Source organism: Marivita sp. (assembly GCF_020055635.1).
GTDB lineage: Bacteria > Pseudomonadota > Alphaproteobacteria > Rhodobacterales > Rhodobacteraceae > Marivita.
The window spans coordinates 1-17,065 of record NZ_JAIPUT010000037.1 but is presented as its reverse complement, the minus strand read 5'-3'; the positions used below and the strand labels follow the sequence as shown (position 1 = coordinate 17,065).

Annotated in this window: 19 protein-coding genes and 1 pseudogene; 15 read left to right on the top strand and 5 right to left on the bottom strand. The window is 62.3% G+C overall.

Annotated elements, in window-relative coordinates:
* Positions 1-9 precede the first annotated feature (9 nt).
* The 3 genes from phnE (LCF60_RS16095) to LCF60_RS16085 are packed head-to-tail and all read left to right on the top strand — an operon-like array spanning position 10 to position 2,829.
* Positions 10-882, top strand: a complete 873-nt coding sequence (gene phnE / locus LCF60_RS16095; protein ID WP_292293130.1) for a phosphonate ABC transporter, permease protein PhnE — start codon at positions 10-12, stop codon at positions 880-882.
* Positions 883-884: 2 nt separating this feature from the next.
* A complete protein-coding gene (phnE, locus tag LCF60_RS16090; protein ID WP_292293129.1) occupies positions 885-2,210 on the top strand; it encodes a phosphonate ABC transporter, permease protein PhnE in 1,326 nt (441 codons plus the stop codon).
* A gap of 1 nt (position 2,211) precedes the next feature.
* Positions 2,212-2,829, top strand: coding sequence for a chloramphenicol acetyltransferase (locus tag LCF60_RS16085; protein ID WP_292293128.1), 618 nt, complete (start codon positions 2,212-2,214; stop codon positions 2,827-2,829).
* A gap of 20 nt (positions 2,830-2,849) precedes the next feature.
* Here the strand turns inward: LCF60_RS16085 and LCF60_RS16080 are convergent, their stop codons facing one another.
* The gene (locus LCF60_RS16080; protein ID WP_292293127.1) at positions 2,850-3,419 is read right to left on the bottom strand and encodes a hypothetical protein; all 570 of its coding nucleotides are present in this window, start codon (positions 3,417-3,419) and stop codon (positions 2,850-2,852) included.
* 78 nt (positions 3,420-3,497) lie between these two features.
* Here LCF60_RS16080 and LCF60_RS16075 point away from each other — a divergent pair, with 78 nt between their 5' ends.
* Positions 3,498-4,073 (top strand): Crp/Fnr family transcriptional regulator, encoded by a 576-nt coding sequence (locus LCF60_RS16075; protein WP_292293125.1) that lies wholly within the window; start codon positions 3,498-3,500, stop codon positions 4,071-4,073.
* Positions 4,074-4,137: 64 nt separating this feature from the next.
* Here LCF60_RS16075 and phnF read toward each other — a convergent pair whose 3' ends face one another.
* Positions 4,138-4,860: a phosphonate metabolism transcriptional regulator PhnF gene (phnF, locus tag LCF60_RS16070; RefSeq protein WP_292293124.1), complete on the bottom strand. Its 723-nt coding sequence runs from the start codon at positions 4,858-4,860 to the stop codon at positions 4,138-4,140.
* A gap of 90 nt (positions 4,861-4,950) precedes the next feature.
* Here phnF and phnG point away from each other — a divergent pair, with 90 nt between their 5' ends.
* From phnG to LCF60_RS16055, 3 genes are read left to right on the top strand one after another with little or no spacing between them, the layout of a single operon-like run.
* Positions 4,951-5,406 carry a phosphonate C-P lyase system protein PhnG gene (phnG, locus tag LCF60_RS16065; RefSeq protein ID WP_292293123.1) on the top strand — a complete coding sequence of 152 codons (456 nt, stop codon included), beginning with the start codon at positions 4,951-4,953 and terminating at the stop codon, positions 5,404-5,406.
* Positions 5,406-5,969: a phosphonate C-P lyase system protein PhnH gene (gene phnH, locus LCF60_RS16060; protein ID WP_292293122.1), complete on the top strand. Its 564-nt coding sequence runs from the start codon at positions 5,406-5,408 to the stop codon at positions 5,967-5,969. The genes phnG and phnH overlap by 1 nt, the downstream gene beginning before the upstream one ends.
* A 1-nt stretch (position 5,970) precedes the next feature.
* Entirely contained in the window at positions 5,971-7,065 is a 1,095-nt protein-coding gene (locus LCF60_RS16055) for a carbon-phosphorus lyase complex subunit PhnI (protein WP_292293121.1), read from the top strand.
* A 2-nt stretch (positions 7,066-7,067) separates the two neighbouring features.
* Here LCF60_RS16055 and LCF60_RS16050 read toward each other — a convergent pair whose 3' ends face one another.
* A complete protein-coding gene (locus tag LCF60_RS16050) occupies positions 7,068-7,241 on the bottom strand; it encodes a hypothetical protein (protein WP_292293120.1) in 174 nt (57 codons plus the stop codon).
* Between the two features lie 98 nt (positions 7,242-7,339).
* On the opposite strand from LCF60_RS16050, the gene LCF60_RS16045 reads away from it, so the two are divergent.
* Positions 7,340-7,942: an HAD family phosphatase gene (locus LCF60_RS16045; protein ID WP_292293119.1), complete on the top strand. Its 603-nt coding sequence runs from the start codon at positions 7,340-7,342 to the stop codon at positions 7,940-7,942.
* 17 nt (positions 7,943-7,959) lie between these two features.
* Here the strand turns inward: LCF60_RS16045 and LCF60_RS16040 are convergent, their stop codons facing one another.
* On the bottom strand, positions 7,960-8,151 hold the full coding sequence (locus LCF60_RS16040; protein WP_292293118.1) for a hypothetical protein: 192 nt from the start codon (positions 8,149-8,151) through the stop codon (positions 7,960-7,962).
* A gap of 131 nt (positions 8,152-8,282) precedes the next feature.
* On the opposite strand from LCF60_RS16040, the gene LCF60_RS16035 reads away from it, so the two are divergent.
* The 6 genes from LCF60_RS16035 (at position 8,283) to LCF60_RS16010 (ending at position 15,278) form a co-directional block, all read left to right on the top strand.
* Positions 8,283-9,089, top strand: a complete 807-nt coding sequence (locus LCF60_RS16035) for an alpha-D-ribose 1-methylphosphonate 5-phosphate C-P-lyase PhnJ (protein WP_292293179.1) — start codon at positions 8,283-8,285, stop codon at positions 9,087-9,089.
* Positions 9,086-9,856, top strand: a complete 771-nt coding sequence (gene phnK / locus LCF60_RS16030) for a phosphonate C-P lyase system protein PhnK (protein WP_292293117.1) — start codon at positions 9,086-9,088, stop codon at positions 9,854-9,856. The genes LCF60_RS16035 and phnK overlap by 4 nt, the downstream gene beginning before the upstream one ends.
* A gap of 4 nt (positions 9,857-9,860) precedes the next feature.
* Positions 9,861-10,544, top strand: a complete 684-nt coding sequence (gene phnL, locus LCF60_RS16025; protein ID WP_292293116.1) for a phosphonate C-P lyase system protein PhnL — start codon at positions 9,861-9,863, stop codon at positions 10,542-10,544.
* Entirely contained in the window at positions 10,541-11,086 is a 546-nt protein-coding gene (gene phnN / locus LCF60_RS16020) for a phosphonate metabolism protein/1,5-bisphosphokinase (PRPP-forming) PhnN (RefSeq protein ID WP_292293115.1), read from the top strand. The genes phnL and phnN overlap by 4 nt, the downstream gene beginning before the upstream one ends.
* A 220-nt stretch (positions 11,087-11,306) precedes the next feature.
* Complete coding sequence (locus LCF60_RS16015) at positions 11,307-12,500, top strand: alpha-D-ribose 1-methylphosphonate 5-triphosphate diphosphatase (RefSeq protein WP_292293113.1); 1,194 nt, start codon at positions 11,307-11,309, stop codon at positions 12,498-12,500.
* Between the two features lie 537 nt (positions 12,501-13,037).
* Positions 13,038-15,278 carry an Ig-like domain-containing protein gene (locus tag LCF60_RS16010; protein ID WP_292293112.1) on the top strand — a complete coding sequence of 747 codons (2,241 nt, stop codon included), beginning with the start codon at positions 13,038-13,040 and terminating at the stop codon, positions 15,276-15,278.
* A gap of 307 nt (positions 15,279-15,585) precedes the next feature.
* Here the strand turns inward: LCF60_RS16010 and LCF60_RS16005 are convergent.
* Positions 15,586-16,758 (bottom strand): annotated as a pseudogene (locus tag LCF60_RS16005) (IS3 family transposase).
* 69 nt (positions 16,759-16,827) lie between these two features.
* Between LCF60_RS16005 and LCF60_RS16000 the strand changes: the two are divergent.
* Positions 16,828-17,065 (top strand): chemotaxis protein CheB (locus LCF60_RS16000; protein WP_292293111.1); only part of this gene is annotated, 238 nt, incomplete at its 3' end.

Sequence of the window (17,065 nt, the reverse complement as noted above, 5' to 3'; positions counted from 1 at the left end):
GAGTGACCCATGACCGATGCCACGCTTTCAGGACCGACCCGCCGCGAGGTCGACCGCATTCAGGACAGCTACATGGCGCAGGTGCGCCGCCGCCGGATGTATGGCGGGCTGACGCTGGCGATCTTCGTTCTGCTGATGGTGTCGGGCTTCGTGGTGGCCGATGATCGCAACGCCGGCGGCTTCTGGGACGGTTGGCGGCAGATGCTGGATTTCCCGGCGGATGTCGTGTCCGAAGCATGGGAAAAGCGGGCCAATCTGCCCGGTCTGCTGGTCAGGTATTTTCCAGCGCTGATGGAAACGATCAACATTGCCGCCGTCTCGACCCTGATCGGAGCGATGGTCGGCCTGATCCTGTCGCTGCTGTCGACACGCGGGCTGGCGCGCTGGCCGCGCCTGATCACGGTGTTCCGCCGCTTCATGGACATCCTGCGTGCCGTGCCGGAAATCGTGATCGCGCTGGTGCTGATCTTCATTCTGGGCGGCGGGCCGGTGCCCGCGATGATCGCCATCGCGCTGCACACGGCGGGCGCGCTTGGCAAGCTGTATTCCGAGGTGGCGGAAAACGCCGATCTCAAGCCGGTCGAGGGTCTGGCCTCGACGGGCGCCAACTGGACACAGCGCATGTGGCTGGGCGTGCTGCCGCAGGTCGCTCCGAACTTCCTGAGCTACACGCTGCTGCGCTTTGAAATCAATATCCGTGCCTCGGCCATTCTCGGCTTCGTCGGCGCGGGTGGCCTTGGGTTCGAGCTGCGCAACGCGATGGCGTGGGGGCCGGGGCGCTTTGACGAGGCGGCAGCGATCTTTGTCCTGCTGTTCGGCGCCATCGTGTTCTTCGACCAGATCTCGAGCCGCTACCGCAACAAACTGACCGAGGGACAGTGACCATGACCGACGCAACCGCATCCCTTGGGTCCGCCAAGACCTCGGCCGACGCGCTGTTCCAGCGCAAGCGCCTGACCGCTTTTGCCGTTCCTGCGGTCATCATCGCCTATCTCGCCTATATCGCGATTGCGTTCGACGTGGTCGGCCTGGCGCAACGCGCAAGCGGCGAAAACGCGGTGATCCTTGCCTCGGACAGCTGGTCCTACAAGACCCACGTGACCCGCGACAACCGCCGCGGTGGCACCACATATGCCATCGAAGGCGAACGCAAGGGCGCCTACGAAGACGGCACGCGCCCCGCCTGGGTTTCTGGTGATGAAGACAGCGAACTGGTGATCGACCTCGAAGACGGTCACGTGGTGCGCTTTCTGCCGGACAACGCCGTGGCCTATGACGTGCCCGGCTTCGGCACCATCGAGGCGCAGCTTGTTGATGGCAGCCTGAACACCAACCTGTCCGACCCGGTCCCCGACTGGATCAACCTGTCTGACCAGCGCATGACCGTCACCACCGACGCGGGCCGCCTGACGATGACCCGCACCCGCACCGAGGTGTTCCGCTATTTCCCCGGATGGGAGCTGTTCTGGTTCACCCTCGACAGCCCCTACCACAACCGCAGCTTTACCGAGATCGCCCTCGGCGACCGCATCGACCCGGACCGCCCCAACATCTCGGGCGCCATGTCGGATTTCTGGAACAACGGCATGTGGCGGCACAAGGACGTGGCCTGGGCCATCGGCGAGACCATCCTGATGGCCTTCCTTGGCACCTTCGGGGCGGCGATGATCGCGCTTCCGCTGGCCTTTGTCGCGGCCAAACGGTTCTCGCCCTTCGGCGCGCTGCGCTTCGGCATGCGGCGCATCTTCGACTTCGTGCGCGGCGTGGATGCCCTGATCTGGACGGTTGTCCTCGCCCGTGCCTTTGGCCCCGGCCCGATGACCGGCGCGCTGGCGATCCTCATCACCGACAGCGGCACATTCGGCAAGATCTTCTCGGAAGCGCTGGAAAACGTCGATGAAAAGCAGATCGAGGGCGTCGCCTCGACCGGGGCCAAGCCGCTGCAACGCTACCGCTTCGGCGTGATCCCCCAGATCGTGCCGATCCTGCTCAGCCAGATCCTCTATTTCCTGGAATCCAACACCCGGTCCGCCACCATCATCGGCGCGATCACCGGCGGTGGCATCGGCCTGATGCTGACCCAGGCGATCCAGACGCAAAAAGACTGGGAAGAGGTCGCCTATTACATCGTCCTGATCGTGGTGATGGTGATGGCGATGGACAGCTTCTCCGGCTGGCTGCGCGGCAAGCTGATCGGCCGCAAGGACTGACATGGCCCGCCTGAAACATGACGCACCCTTCGTTCACGAGGGGTGCACCCTGACCAACAGCACGTTCGGCGCCTATACCGAGATCGGCATGGGCAGTCGCGTCGCCAACAGCCATATCGGCGATTACAGCTATTGCGACCGCTACGGCGACATCGCAAATGCAGATGTCGGCAAGTTCGTCAATATCGCCAGCTTCGTGCGCATCGGTGCAACCGACCACCCGCTCGATACGGCGGCCTGTCACCATTTCCTCTACCGGTCGCAGGATTACTGGGACGACGCCCGCCCGGACGAGGATTTCCTCAACCACCGCAAGACCCGCCGGGCGGTGATCGGTCATGACACATGGATCGGCCACGGTGCGATGATCAAGCCCGAGGTCACCTTGGGCCACGGGGCGGTTGTGGCCAGCGGCTCCGTCGTCACCAAGGATGTCGCCCCCTACACCATCGTCGCCGGAACCCCAGCCCGCCCGATACGGGACCGTCAGCCACCTGAAATCGTCGAAAGGCTGATCGAGCTTGCGTGGTGGGACTGGCCTCACGATGCGCTGCGCATGGCGCTGGACGACTTTCGGTCGCTGACGGCCGAGGAATTTCTGGAACGGTTCGGGGGGTGAGGTTCGCCCAGAAGGCCGACCTATGTGGCCTTCCCCCGCACTCCACAGAAGACCTGCTTCAAATATCCGAACGCCCACTTGGACGCTGTGACGAGAACGAGCGTCACCGCGACGGTTGTGAGAATTGATTTGGCAATGGTGGCTATGCTCGCCGCATTAACCAAAAAGTCGGCAGGCTCTGGCCACGTCAAAATCATGGCCGCAACACCAAGGTTTTCAGTATAATCGAACGCCGCAGCCCCCATAGAGACAGCAGTACCCAAGCGCACAAGTGTGCTGTCATTCATGCGTTGTCCAAACCAACGGATCATTGCGACTAAAGTAAGCGCAAGCATCGCTGGGTAGATCGTGTCCAAGGGGATTTGGTGCGTAAGATAGTATGCGCGCCCATCTGCAGTTAGCCCATCAAGCAATGCTGCTGCCTCGGCAGGGCTATACCCAAGCGGGCGCATGTCAAACGGCACTTGGCCTGAAATCGCTTGGATCTGGGCGAGTGTCACATTGATCATAAGCCAATAAACCGATGCACCGATCATCCCAGAGCAAATCGCGATTTTTCCGACATGCCGTAACCAAAAATTATTCATCATTTTGCAAACTCCTTGAACCATGTCACACATGCGAGACGGCGGAACGCCCGGCATTATCATTTGATAAGGCACACACACATGGATTTACGGACGTTTCTGGCGCAGTCAGCTGACCTGTCCGACCCCGCCTGTGCTGACGATTTCGCGTCTTGCTGGACGTCCAAACGCTTGAGGAAGGGCGCACATCTTGCCCGGCAAGAGAACTCCGAGACGTCTGAGTACATTCTGTTGGAAGGGTGTCTGACAAGCAGTATTTGCGATCACGATGGCAAGGAAATCTGCGTTGGGTTTTACGTCGGTCCCTGTGTCGTCACGCCGAACATCGCTCGCACACGGAACAATGCATCGCTTGTGTCGATTGCGGCAGTAACGGACGCCCTACTCTTCAGGACCGACACGGATCTTCTATCACACCGCATGATCGAATCCGAACCTGTGCGCAATTGGGCCAACGGCATTCTGCGCGACACGTTGAGCCGAAAGGTCGATCGCGAATGGTGTCTTGCCGCACTCGGAGGCGCGGATCGGCTGCGATGGTTCCGCGAAACCTACCCCGGCTACGAAGATATTTTCACTCACTCGTTGATTGCGTCCTACTTGGGGATCACGCCCGTCACGTTAAGCAGGCTTCGGTCAACCGAAGCGCACCGCTGAAAGGCGTGCTCTCAGGCGCTGCCCAACGCGTACCAGAGCGGGCAAAGCCAACCCTTGAATGACCTCAAATCTCCAACGTCAACGTAACCCGGTCCCCGGCGAACCAGGTTCGCCCGTATTCCACCGGCTGGCCTGCCGCATCGACATTGACGCTGGTCGACCGCAACAGCGGATCGCCTTCGCGCAGGTGCAGGTGCAGGGCCTGCGTGACGTCCGCCAGAACCGCCGTCAGCCGGGTGCTCGCGCGGGTATAGTCGGCCACTCCGGCGCGGGCCAAGGCCTCGGTCACGCTGCTGGTCTCGGTCAGGTGTCGGTCGATCCCCGCCACACGGTCCAGCGGAAAGACGCTTTCGAACAGCGCAATCGGCGCGTCATCGGCCAGCGACAGCCCGTGATAGGCGCAGACCGGCGCAGCATGATCCACCTGCAGCGCCCGCGCCTCGCCCGCGGTGGCCGCCCGGCACTCGACATCGAGGATGCGCTTGTCGGGCCTGCGCCCGGCGGCAAGCAGGTTTTCGTGGAACCGCACCCGCGCCCCGATGGGATAATCGGTCGGCGTGGCTGCCACAAAGGCCCCCGCCCCCCGCCGGGTCCGCACCAGCCCGCCCTCCACCAGATGCGACAGCGCATGGCGCACCGTGTGACGGTTGACCCCGAACCGCGCCGAAAGCTGCGCCTCGGTCGGCAACTGGTCTCCGGGTTGGTACCGCCCTTCGGAAATATCCGCCCGAAGGGCCGTGGCGATGGCCTGCCAGACCGGAGTGCGCTTGCGTTTAATCGGGGCCATGTCACTCAAATTTCACAAATCTCCCCTGTCTCGTTCCGGCGAACCTGCTATGATATGTCTAGTTGTATAGAAAATCGCAAAGTTGTCGAGATGAAAGACACCACCGACCAGACCCCGGATCGCAAGGCCTGGATGAGCCTGATGGCCAAGGCCCCCGAGGGGCGCATCGCCACCCTTCTGGATGCCGCCCTGACGCGCCCCGATTTCACGTGGCTGCGCGCGCCCGAGATCGGCAGCGTCATGGTGCGCGGTCGTGCGGGCTGCACCGGCGCGCCGTTCAACCTTGGTGAAATGACCGTCACGCGCTGCGCGCTCACGCTGACCAACGGCGAGGTCGGACATGCCTATATCCAGGGCCGCAGCAAACCTGACGCCGAAGCGGCGGCATTGGTCGATGCGCTGATGTTCACCGATGCCGCCGCCACCTTGCGCACCAAGGTGCTGGAGCCTCTGGAGCAGGAACAGACCGCACGCCGCACCACGCGCGCACAAAAGGCCGCCGCCACCAAGGTGGATTTCTTTACAATGGTCCGGGGGGAAGACTGATGCAGGCGCAAACGCTTGAGGGCGGATTCACAAGCCCCGCCATCGATGCCGCACACGCGTTTCGCGGCGTGATGGAGGCGATGGCTCGCCCCGGCACGATCCACACGCTGTCAGGCGCAACACCTCCTGCGCCGCTGTCGGTTGCCGCAGGCGTTGCACTTTTGACACTGTGTGACACGGAAACCCCGCTGTATCTTGCGGGCAACACCGATTGCGACGCCGTGCGCGCGTGGGTCGCGTTCCATACCGGCGCACCGCTGACCGGCCCTGCGACCTGCATGTTCGCGCTTGGCACATGGGACGCGCTTGGACCCCTGACCATCTACCCCATCGGCACGTCCGAATATCCGGATCGCTCTGCCACGTTGATCGTCGAATCTGCGGACCTCACGACAGAGGGAGCCACCCTGACCGGCCCCGGCATCCGCGACACCGCCGCGCTCAACCTGCCCGAGACACAGGCCTTTCAGGACAACGCCCTGCTGTTCCCGCTGGGGCTGGATTTCTTCTTCACCAGCGGCGACCGCATCGCGGCGCTGCCCCGCAGTACGAAGGTTCTTTGATATGTATGTTGCGGTCAAAGGCGGTGAACGCGCCATCCAGAACGCCCATGCGTGGCTCGCCGAGGAACGCCGTGGCGACACTGCGGTGGCGGAACTGTCCATTGCGCAGATCCGCGAACAGCTTGCCCTTGCCGTCAATCGCGTGATGGCCGAAGGCTCGCTCTACGATCCCGATCTGGCAGCACTGGCGATCAAGCAGGCGCGGGGCGACCTGATCGAGGCGATCTTCCTGATCCGCGCCTATCGCACCACCCTGCCCCGCTTTGGCGCCTCTGACCCCGTGGATACGGGCGACATGGCCTGCGACCGGCGCATCTCGGCCACGTTCAAGGATCTGCCCGGCGGGCAGGTGCTTGGCCCCACTTTTGATTACACGCACCGCCTTCTGGATTTCAAACTCGCCGCTGATGGCGAGGTGCCTCAAGCGCCCATGCGCGAGGCCGATCTCGCCCCGGTGCCGCATGTGACCGGGTTCCTGAACCGCGAAGGCCTGATCGAAGAGGCACAGCCCGACGACACGCCGCCGCCAGATCTCACACGCGAACCGCTGGAAATGCCCGCCGACCGCGCGCTGCGACTACAAGCCCTGACCCGCGCCGACGAAGGCTTTACCCTGTCGATGGCCTATTCCACCCAGCGCGGCTACGGGCGCAATCACGCCTTTGTCGGCGAATTGCGCATCGGCACCGTGCCGGTCGAGATGGAGATCCCCGAGCTGGGCTTTGCCATCGAGATTGGCGAGATCACCCTGACGGAATGCGAGACCGTCAACCAGTTCAAAGGCTCCAAGACCGAACCACCGCAATTCACACGCGGTTATGGCCTGGTCTTTGGCCAGACCGAACGCAAGGCGATCTCGATGGCGCTGGTCGACCGCGCGCTGCGGTGGGAGGAACTGGGCGAGGACAACGTGGGCGCGCCCGCGCAGGACGCGGAATTCGTCCTGTACCACGCCGACAACATTCAGGCGACCGGGTTCCTCGAACATATCAAGCTGCCGCATTACGTGGACTTCCAGTCCGAACTCGAGCTTGTGCGCAAACTGCGCCGCGACGTCGAGGCGTCCCAGGGACAGCATCAGGAGGCGGCGGAATGACCTCAGTCGCCGCCGCCATCCCCGCCGCAGCCATCGTCACCTTCGCCGCCGCCAAGATCATCGGCGCTGTCGAAGACCGAATTCAGCCAGCTGCCTTCAAAGCAGATGCCGACAAATGCCCGCCCGCCAAGAAAAGCGACGAAACCCAGCACGATCAGGATAAGCGTCCAGTCCATCGCACCTCGCACAAACACCTTGATGAGACCCTGCCCGGGAAATGCGGTCTTGTTATGGCGATGCCCGGAGCGGTCACCCCGATGGAAAGGACCACAGCATGACCACGAAACACGTCGTCTTCGACATTGGGGGGGTTCTGGTGGACTGGCAGCCACATTTGGCGTGGCAGGAACAGCTTGGCTCGGCCGAGGCCGCACATGCCTTTCTGGACCGCACCGATTTCCTCGCGCTCAACACCCGCGCGGATGGCGGGGAACGCTTTGCCGACCTGGCGCTGCACATCGACGATCCGCAGGATCGCGCGCATTTCGCGGAATATGTGGCGCTGTATTCGCTCACCGTCGTCGATCCGATCCCCGGCACATGGGCCATCCTCGACCGGCTCAAGGCGCAGGGCACGCCGGTGCATGCGATCACCAACTGGTCGGCGGAAACATGGCCCGAAGGGCTCAAGGCGCATCCGCGGCTGGACGAGGTGTTCGACACGCTGGTCGTGTCGGGCCGCGAGGGCATGATCAAACCCGATCCGCGTATCTTCCACGTTCTGTGCGACCGCGCCGGGGTTGCGCCGGACTCCTGCATCTTCATCGATGACGCGATGCGCAACGTGGACGGCGCGCGCGCGGTCGGGATGGATGGCATCCATTTCACGTCATCCGGCGCGCTGGAAGCCGCCTTGACCGAACGGGGGGTGCTATGACCTTGGCCGCACCGATCTCAACCGCGACGACGTTTCAGGGGCAGGTCGAAAATGCCGCTCTGGTTCGACGTGTCGGCAAGCCAGCCATCCGGACCGATCAGGTCTCTGGGGACCAGCCGCTCGAGCCGAGGCAGCAGGCGGAACAGCACAGGTTCAAGGATCAACCACCCCAAAAGCGTGAGCCCGAGCCCCATAACCACTTCAATCATCAACGCGACCATAGGACCCCCTGGTTTGCGGACAGCCACTCTTTGGGTCGCATTAACCACAGCAGTGAGACAGTCTTGTGACACCCTCCACCGATTACAATTTCGCCTATCTGGACGAGCAAACAAAGCGCATGATCCGCCGCGCGATCCTCAAGGGGCTGGCGATCCCCGGCTACCAGGTGCCGTTTGCCAGCCGCGAAATGCCGATGCCGTACGGTTGGGGCACCGGCGGCGTACAGGTCTCGGCCGCCGTGCTGACACCGGATGACCGGTTCAAGGTGATCGACCAGGGCGCCGACGACACGACCAACGCCGTGTCGATCCGCACCTTCTTTGAACGCACCGCAGGCGTCGCCACGACCACCGCCACGACCGAAGCGACGGTGATCCAGACCCGCCACCGCATCCCCGAGGTGCCGCTGGCTGAGGGCCAAATCCTTGTCTACCAGGTGCCGATCCCGGAGCCGCTGCGCTTTCTCGAACCGCGCGAAAGCGAGACCCGCAAGATGCACAGCCTTGAAGAATACGGGCTGATGCATGTGAAGCTTTACGAAGACATCAGCCGCCACGGCCATATCGCCACCTCCTATGCCTACCCGGTCAAGGTCGAGGCGCGCTACGTGATGGACCCGTCCCCGATCCCGAAATTCGACAATCCCAAGCTGGGCGATTGCCCCGCGATCCAGCTCTTCGGCGCGGGCCGCGAACAGCGCATCTATGCCCTGCCACCCTACACGCGGGTGGTCAGCCTCGATTTCGAGGATCACCCGTTCGAGGCCACCAAGGCCGATCATCCCTGCGGCCTGTGCGGGGCCGCGGACAGCTACCTCGATGAGGTGATCGTCGATGATGCGGGCGGGCGCATGTTCGTCTGTTCCGACACCGATTATTGCGAGGGCCGGCAGGCAGCCGGTTATCGCGGAAAGGACGCGGCATGACCCCGCTTTTGTCTGTTCAGGGCGTAACCAAACACTACGGGTCGCATATCGGCTGCGCGGATGTGGGCTTTGACCTTTATCCCGGCGAAGTCATGGGCATCGTCGGCGAATCCGGATCCGGGAAATCCACGCTGCTCAATTGCATGGCGGGGCACTCGGTGCCCGACGCGGGGTCGGTTGTGTTCGATACACGGGGCCACGGCCCCCGCGACACGGTCACGATGAGCGAGCCCGAACGCCGCATGCTGGGCCGGACCGACTGGGCCTTTGTGCATCAACACGCCCGTGACGGATTGCGCATGGGGGTGAGCGCGGGCGGCAACGTGGGCGAACGGCTGATGGCAGTGGGCGCGCGCCATTACGGCGACATCCGCGGCAAGGCGGTGGATTGGCTCGACCGGGTCGAGATCGACGCGGGCCGGGTCGATGACCGTCCGACCACCTTTTCCGGCGGGATGCAGCAACGCTTGCAGATTGCCCGCAACCTCGTCACCGCACCACGCCTTGTGTTCATGGACGAACCCACCGGCGGTCTGGACGTCAGCGTGCAGGCGCGCTTGCTCGACCTGTTGCGCGGGCTGGTACGCGACATGGGACTGTCTGCGGTCATCGTCACGCATGATCTTGCCGTGGTGCGTCTTCTGGCCGACCGGCTGATGGTGATGAAGGACGGGCACGTGGTCGAAGCCGGGCTGACCGATCAGGTGCTGGACGACCCGCAGCACGCCTATACGCAACTTCTTGTCAGCTCTGTTTTGCAGGTGTGAGACCATGATCGACCTTTCCAACGTATCCAAGACCTTCACCCTGCACAACCAGGGCAGCGCGGTGATCGAGGTGCTGAGCAACGTCGGCCTGAGCGTCGGCCCCGGCGAATGCGTGGCGCTGACCGGCGCGTCCGGTGCCGGCAAATCCACCCTGATGCGGATGATCTACGGCAATTACCGCGCGCAGTCCGGGGCGATCCGGGTGGGCGGCACCGACCTGGTGCAGGCCGAACCGCGCGAGATCATCCGGATCCGCCGCGAGGTACTGGGCTATGTCAGCCAGTTCCTGCGCGTGGTGCCGCGTGTGCCGACGCTCGACGTGGTGGCCGAACCGCTCCGCGCCGTGGGTATGGGCAGCGGTGAGGCCCGCTCAAGGGCCGAAGAGCTACTTACCCAACTCAACATCCCCGAGCGGCTGTGGTCGCTGTCGCCCACGACCTTTTCCGGCGGCGAGCAGCAACGCGTGAACATCGCACGCGGCTTTGCCCACCCGTACCCGGCGATGCTGCTGGATGAACCCACAGCCAGCCTCGATGCGGCCAACCGTGACGTGGTCCTGTCGCTGATCGAGGACGCCAAGGCGCGCGGAGCCGCGATTGTCGGCATCTTCCACGACGAGGCCGCGCGCACCCGCGTCTGCGACCGCGAGATCGATGTCAGCCGCTTTACCCCGGCACGTGCGGCATGAAACCCGGTCGCCTCATCGCCGTGGTCGGCCCGTCCGGTGTCGGCAAGGACAGCATCATGACCGGCATGATCGCGGCCCGTCCGGACATGCGCCTCGTTCGCCGCACCATCACCCGCGCGCCGGGGTTGGGGGGCGAAGATTACGACGCCGTGGCTCTGGACGGCTTTACCAAAGCCGCCCAAAGCGGCGCATTCTGTGTCCATTGGTCTGCGCATGGGCTATCCTACGGCATCCCGGCGGATGTTCTGACGGACGTGCAAGCCGGCGCGGATTGCCTGGCCAATTTCTCTCGCAGCGCCCTTAAACAGGCCAGCACGGTTTTCCCGAACCTGACCGTTTTGAACATCACCGCCTCCCCTGACACGCTGGCCCGAAGGCTCGCCGGGCGAGCGCGCGAAACGGCACCCGAGATCGCCGCGCGGCTCGCACAGGCCGACAAGGCGTTGCCCACGGGGCTGAACGTGGTGACCATCGCGAATGATGGTGCGCTCGAAGACACGGTTGCGCGCGCGCTCGACGCGCTTCAACCTGCGAGGGTCTAGCAATGGCCCGATTCACGATGCCCGCCCAAGCCTCCAGCGCCTCTGGGCGAGTGTTTCCGGCGCCCGAAACGCACCCTGTCATGATCCCGTCATCAAGACCGGGCACATCGTCCGGAACCGAGTCGTGGCAGGCCCCCGACCTCATCCGGTTCCCGACGCCCCTAACCCGCCCGGCGCGCCCTGGTGCGTCAAGAAACAGATCGCAACGCGAGTGAATGACATGAATTCTCCCTTCATTTCCAACCGTTTGGCAGCGGCACATGACGGCACCGCCGCCGAGGTGCTGCACCTGGCGAATGCCCAACTGGTGTTGCCCGAACAGGTCATGACCGGACAGATCGTCATCGCCGATGGAAAGATCGACAGGATCCAAGAGGGCGACGACGTGCCGGTCGGCGCGGTCGACTGCCAGGGCGATTACGTCATGCCCGGCTTGGTCGAGTTGCACACCGACAACCTGGAGCGTCACATCGAACCACGCCCCGAGGTCGATTGGCCGCATCTTCCGGCGCTGCTTGCCCATGACGCCGAACTGGCATCGACCGGGATCACGACCGTGTTCGACGCTTTGCGCGTGGGATCGATCCACAACGCAAATACAGGCTACGGCCCATATGCCCGCAAACTGGCGGATGAATTGCTGGAAACACGGGCGGCAGGGCATTTCAAGATCAGCCATTTCCTGCATCTGAGGGCCGAGATCTGCTCTGAAACCCTGCTAGAAGAAATGGCGACCTTCGGCCCCGAAGACCGTGTCGGCATTGTCAGTCTCATGGACCACACACCCGGTCAACGACAGTTCAGGGACCTGACCGCGCTCAGGACATACGTGATGAAAAAACGTGGCTTGAACGATATCGAATTTGCCGAACATGTCGCCAACCTCAAGACCCTGCAGGCCAGGTTCGGAGACAAGCACCAGGCAGGCGCCGTCGCCGAAGCCCGCCGCTATGGTGCAGTCCTGGCCAGCCACGATGACACCACGGCCGACCAGGTGAATGCGTCGGCCGCCAATGGCGTGGGCTTTGCCGAATTCCCGACCACCCGCGAAGCTGCGGCCGCCTGCCGGTCGCATGGCATCGCGGTGATGATGGGCGCGCCGAACCTCGTGCGCGGCGGATCGCATTCCGGCAATGTCGCAGCCCGTGAACTGGCCGACGCCGGGATGCTCAACATCATCTCCTCCGATTACGTCCCCGCGGCGCTGCTCCTGTCGGCATTCCAACTGGCCGACCTCTGGGGCAACCTGTCCGCAGCCATATCCTGCGTCAGCCGGAACCCCGCAAAAGCCGCCGGTCTGACCGATCGCGGCAGCCTCGCAATCGGCCAACGTGGAGACGTCATCCGGGTGTCCCGTGTCGGCAACACGCCGCTTCTGCGCGGCGTCTGGAGTCAAGGAAACCGCGTCGCCTGATCGGCACGGGAACAGAGCGGGACCAGCCCAAGCACGGATGCGTTGTGCCGCCTCTTCCACGTTTCGATGAGCCGACCGCCTGACCCCGCCGATGACGCGGATGGTGACCGTCGCGGTGGCGCGGGCAGCTTGAAAGACCGTTAAGATGTGCCCCGCGCCTGGAGTGCCCCGTGCTGTCGGGGCATCCTGCCCCCTCGTCATCGGCTTTCGCAACGGATTGACACAGATCAAGTCGATCGACGCCAGTCGGGTCTATGCTGGGACGTCTTTTTTTGACGGTCCTAGTCGGCATGGTGGGTGCCTGTCAGGATGATGTGTCTGGTCGATGGTGGTCAGTCTTTTTGAATTGAAAGCCTGCACGGCAATTGATCTCGATACGTTTTTCCGACTGCCCGCATTCCTGGGAATGCCGTTTGGACAAGACGCGAATTGGTGACTTTGGGGAGGAGTCAAACCATGGCCTTGTCGGATTTCTTTACATCATCGGTTTCACCGCTCGCCAGCGGATCCTTGCGAAAGGAGTCCGCTCTTCGGGAGTTGAACGACATCACGTACTCCGAGGCCCGCACCGCGGGACCGGGTTTCGCTGAAGACGATTCCATCACCGTCTCGTCCGACATGCTGGACGGATACGGCGCCAGCTGGTTCCGGATCGGTGAGGGGAACAATCACACGGACCTGCTGGAAAACGATCCCGGAGCCGACACGATCCTTTATGTCAACGGGAGTCCGATCCTGCCCGGCGCATGGTTCGACGGCGACGGCGGGGGGCAGTTTCGCGTCTTTCCCGGCGGCGTGGTCGATTTCCGGAATCGGGGCGAAAAGGTATCCGACGGAGACAGCACCGGCTTTACATACACGGCTTCCGACGGGTCCGCTCAGGACACCGCAATAGTGACGCTCACGATCGACCCGGATGCGGATTTCGCCCAGAACGACTGGTTTTCGGTAGAGCAGAGCACACTCGACGCTGCCGGCACGGCCTGGGTCCGGCTTGGCGATGTCAGCGATGACACCGATCTGCTTGAAAACGATCCCGGCGCAGAGACGATCCTGTACGTCAATGGCCGTGCGATCAAACCCGGCATCTGGTTCGAAGGTGACGGCGGCGGACTGTTCCGCGTCTTTCCGGGCGGCGTCGTGGATTTCCAGAACCGCGGTGAAAAGGTGTCCGCCGGCGACAGCACCGGTTTCACCTATACCGCATATGACGGGTCCGCTCTGGATACTGCGACAGTCTCGGTGGCGGTAGAGACGGATCAACTGCAAACGCTGATCGCCTATGACGACGGTCTGGGGCAATTCCAGATCGGTGAAGCGACGGTCTTCCAATATGGCTACAATCCGAATATCGCCGAATTGTCGAATGGCCAGGTTGTCGCGACCTATGGCAGGGTTCTGGCAAGCGTTCTGAACCCCGGTGGCGGCGAGGCAGTCGCGGAATTCCCGGTTGTGTCACCGTTTCCGCTGCTGGTGCCGGACGTGGCCCCCTTGTCGGAGAATCGATTCGTCATCGTGTCGGCATTCGAGGAACGTGTGATTATCCGGGATTATGGCATCACTGCGCAGATCTTTGCGGCGGATGGCGCGCCGGTCGAGCCGGACATCCGTGTCAAGGACGCCGATTCAGACTCTTTTCGTCCCGCCGTAGCCACGCTGCCCACGGGGCAGTTCGTCGTTGTGTGGGAGAACGGTCAGGGAAGCATGGGAGTGCGCATATTCGAGTCCGATGGCACACCCGTGTCGGACGCGTTTTTGATCAACGACATAGAGCCGCTATTGCCAGCGGTCACGGCGCTCGAAAATGGCCAGTTTGTCGTGACCTGGACCAGCTGGTACGGGGTTATCCTCGCGCAAGTGTTCAATGCGGACGGCCTCCCTGCGTCGGAGGAGATTTTCCTGGCGGAAGGTCTTGTCCCCTATGGCGGTCCAAACGCGTCCGGGGTTCCTGTCGCGCTGGACGGAGGGAATTTCGCGATCGTCTGGGGGTACGAAACCGGGATCGAACCGGACTACGCCAAGCAGATCAAGATGAAGCTTTTCACGGAAAACGGCGTGGCTGCAAGCCCGGACTTGGACGTCAGCCAGAACCTGACCGAGTCACATGGTGGCCCAAGCGCTGTTGCGTTCGGCGACGACAAGATCGCTATCGCCTGGACAACGACCACAGAGGGGCGCGGACCGGATGACCAGCGCGTCAGCGCCAGACTGTTCGATTTCGATGGCACCCCACTGGGGGACACGTTCCAGGTGAATAATCCCTATCTCTGGAACGCGGGGTCCGATGTGATCGCCCTGTCCAATGGCGGGTTCATGATCGCCTGGGCCCGGAGCGATGGGACCCATCTGGCCGCACCTTTCCTCTCGGAATACGAACGCTCCATTGCGGCGCGTATTTTCGATGCCGACGGGCAACCGACAGCACCCTTCTTTACCAATGAAAACGCGCCGCTGGCGATTGCGGCCACGCAATTGCTGGCAAACGATGTCAATCCCGGCAGCGCCCCTCTGTCGGTCCAAGCCGTCTCGGCGCAAAGCGAACTGGGAGCCGTGATCGAATGGACCGCCGACGGGGTCATCATCTATGACCCTCTGACGTCTCCGGCGCTGGATGCGCTCGAGGATGGACAAAGGGCCGTGGACAGATTCGACTACACCATGACCGACGAGTCGACTTCGGATACCGGCACGGTCTTTGTGACGGTGTACGGCCGATCCGACACCGAAGTCGACGTCGTGGGAACGCAAATTTCCGTTCTTGGCGATGCCGATTTTTGAGGCGTTTGGGTTTGGCGACGGGGCAGCGGTTCCGGTCGGGTGCAAGAACGCGCTGGTCGCAAAACGCCGGCGCCAAAAGCGTGCCCGACGTGATCATGGGGAACCCTCGACGACGAGGGCGAGGGGCCTCTCCTACAGCCGTCACCGCGTCATGTCCTCCCCACCAGCCTCTGACTCGTGATCAACCTGCACGTCAAACGGTCCGTTCTACGATTTGTACTACGGTCCACGGAAATGGGGCTTCCGTGATCGGACACTGGATATCTATATGGACCTGTCCCGTTTTTGTGCCGCCCGCGGTGCTCGTTTAGGCCACCTTTCGCTCGAAAGCGACTGGGCTTTTCCAGCCCAGTGCTGAATGGCGGCGGCGCGGATTGTAGAAGCCGTTGATGTATTCGAAGATTGCCATTTCGGCTTGCCGCCGTGTTTCCCATGACCGTCGCCAGATCAGCTCTGCCTTGATGGTTTTGAAAAACGTCTCGACGGCGGCATTGTCATAACAATTGCCCTTGCCGCTCATCGAGACCTGGAAGCCATGTTGGCGCAGGATCTTCTGATAATCGTGAGAACAGTATTGGCTGCCGCGATCCGTGTGGTGAATGCAGCCCTTGGGCGGTGTCCTGAATGCGATGGCCATGTTCAGCGCCCGGATCGCCAGATCACGTTTCATCCGGTTACTCACGGCCCAGCCGATGACACGACGCGAGTGCAGGTCCAGGATCACGGCCAGATACAACCAGCCTTCGCGGGTCCAGACATAGCTGATGTCCATTGCCCGGCAGGGTATTTCCGCAGGAAATGTCCCGAGAGGAGCCAGCCCACTTCTGATTTGGCGCATCAGCTTTGAAGTCACGATCCAACAGGTTTGGCGCGATGTTAAACTTGTGGTCGCTATCTGTCGTGACCTTGTGTTTGCGCGTTCGCACGACCGATATGCCGTTCTGACGCATCAAGCGGCCTACGCGGCGATGCCCAACGTCCAAGCCAATTTCCTTCAGCTCCTCCGTCATCCGTGGTCGACCGTAACTGCCCAGGCTGAGGCGGGACTGTTCTTTGATGTGCGCCAAGGTGACTAAATCAGACCGCTGTCTGTTGCTGGCAGTGCGATTGCGGAATGCCCGCAAACCGCGCGTGCTGACATTCATAACACGACACATCCGACCGATGGCAAATACGGATTGGTGCTCTTCGATGAACCTAAACCTCATGGCTTTTGGCTCGCGAAGAACACAGTCGCCTTTTTTAAGATTTCCCTTTCCTCCTTGAGAATGCGGTTCTCGCGGCGCAGCCGATCATTCTCTTGAATGAGGCTCAGATCCTCTTTCGACACCACGTCCGTCTCTCGGTTTGCCGTGATCCACTTGTTCAGTGTCGACATGCCGACACCCGGATCGTCAGCCACCTGCTTGCGCGTCAGCCCACTGGTCAACGCGATCCGCACAGCGTCCTTGCGGAATTCGTCCGTCCGTTTCAGTCCCATAGTCAGTCTCCTTTGTTGCAGTAAATGCTATCAAAGGAGCGGCATCAAACCGCGACAGGTCCAGGCACAGTGTCGTTCGATCCCGATCGGATGCACGGCAATCGAACCGTCGATCTGCTCTTCAACTCTTTGGCGGAATTCGGGGGCATGCGCATCATCGGCATTGTGCTGGCAGGATCGCTCGACGACGGGTCGCACGGCTTGGCCGCAATCAACAAGGCGGGAGGCAAAGCAATGGTGATAACTCTGAGCAAGTCGCTGTCCGGTATGCCTGGTATGCCCGAAAACGCGATCTCCTATGACGGGC

Coding starts and splice junctions, on each gene's coding strand:
- phnE (WP_292293130.1), top strand. CDS start 10: ATGACCGATGCCACGCTTTCAGGACCGACCCGCCGCGAGGTCGACCGC.
- phnE (WP_292293129.1), top strand. CDS start 885: ATGACCGACGCAACCGCATCCCTTGGGTCCGCCAAGACCTCGGCCGAC.
- LCF60_RS16085 (WP_292293128.1), top strand. CDS start 2,212: ATGGCCCGCCTGAAACATGACGCACCCTTCGTTCACGAGGGGTGCACC.
- LCF60_RS16080 (WP_292293127.1), bottom strand. CDS start 3,419: ATGATGAATAATTTTTGGTTACGGCATGTCGGAAAAATCGCGATTTGC.
- LCF60_RS16075 (WP_292293125.1), top strand. CDS start 3,498: ATGGATTTACGGACGTTTCTGGCGCAGTCAGCTGACCTGTCCGACCCC.
- phnF (WP_292293124.1), bottom strand. CDS start 4,860: ATGGCCCCGATTAAACGCAAGCGCACTCCGGTCTGGCAGGCCATCGCC.
- phnG (WP_292293123.1), top strand. CDS start 4,951: ATGAAAGACACCACCGACCAGACCCCGGATCGCAAGGCCTGGATGAGC.
- phnH (WP_292293122.1), top strand. CDS start 5,406: ATGCAGGCGCAAACGCTTGAGGGCGGATTCACAAGCCCCGCCATCGAT.
- LCF60_RS16055 (WP_292293121.1), top strand. CDS start 5,971: ATGTATGTTGCGGTCAAAGGCGGTGAACGCGCCATCCAGAACGCCCAT.
- LCF60_RS16050 (WP_292293120.1), bottom strand. CDS start 7,241: ATGGACTGGACGCTTATCCTGATCGTGCTGGGTTTCGTCGCTTTTCTT.
- LCF60_RS16045 (WP_292293119.1), top strand. CDS start 7,340: ATGACCACGAAACACGTCGTCTTCGACATTGGGGGGGTTCTGGTGGAC.
- LCF60_RS16040 (WP_292293118.1), bottom strand. CDS start 8,151: ATGATTGAAGTGGTTATGGGGCTCGGGCTCACGCTTTTGGGGTGGTTG.
- LCF60_RS16035 (WP_292293179.1), top strand. CDS start 8,283: ATGATCCGCCGCGCGATCCTCAAGGGGCTGGCGATCCCCGGCTACCAG.
- phnK (WP_292293117.1), top strand. CDS start 9,086: ATGACCCCGCTTTTGTCTGTTCAGGGCGTAACCAAACACTACGGGTCG.
- phnL (WP_292293116.1), top strand. CDS start 9,861: ATGATCGACCTTTCCAACGTATCCAAGACCTTCACCCTGCACAACCAG.
- phnN (WP_292293115.1), top strand. CDS start 10,541: ATGAAACCCGGTCGCCTCATCGCCGTGGTCGGCCCGTCCGGTGTCGGC.
- LCF60_RS16015 (WP_292293113.1), top strand. CDS start 11,307: ATGAATTCTCCCTTCATTTCCAACCGTTTGGCAGCGGCACATGACGGC.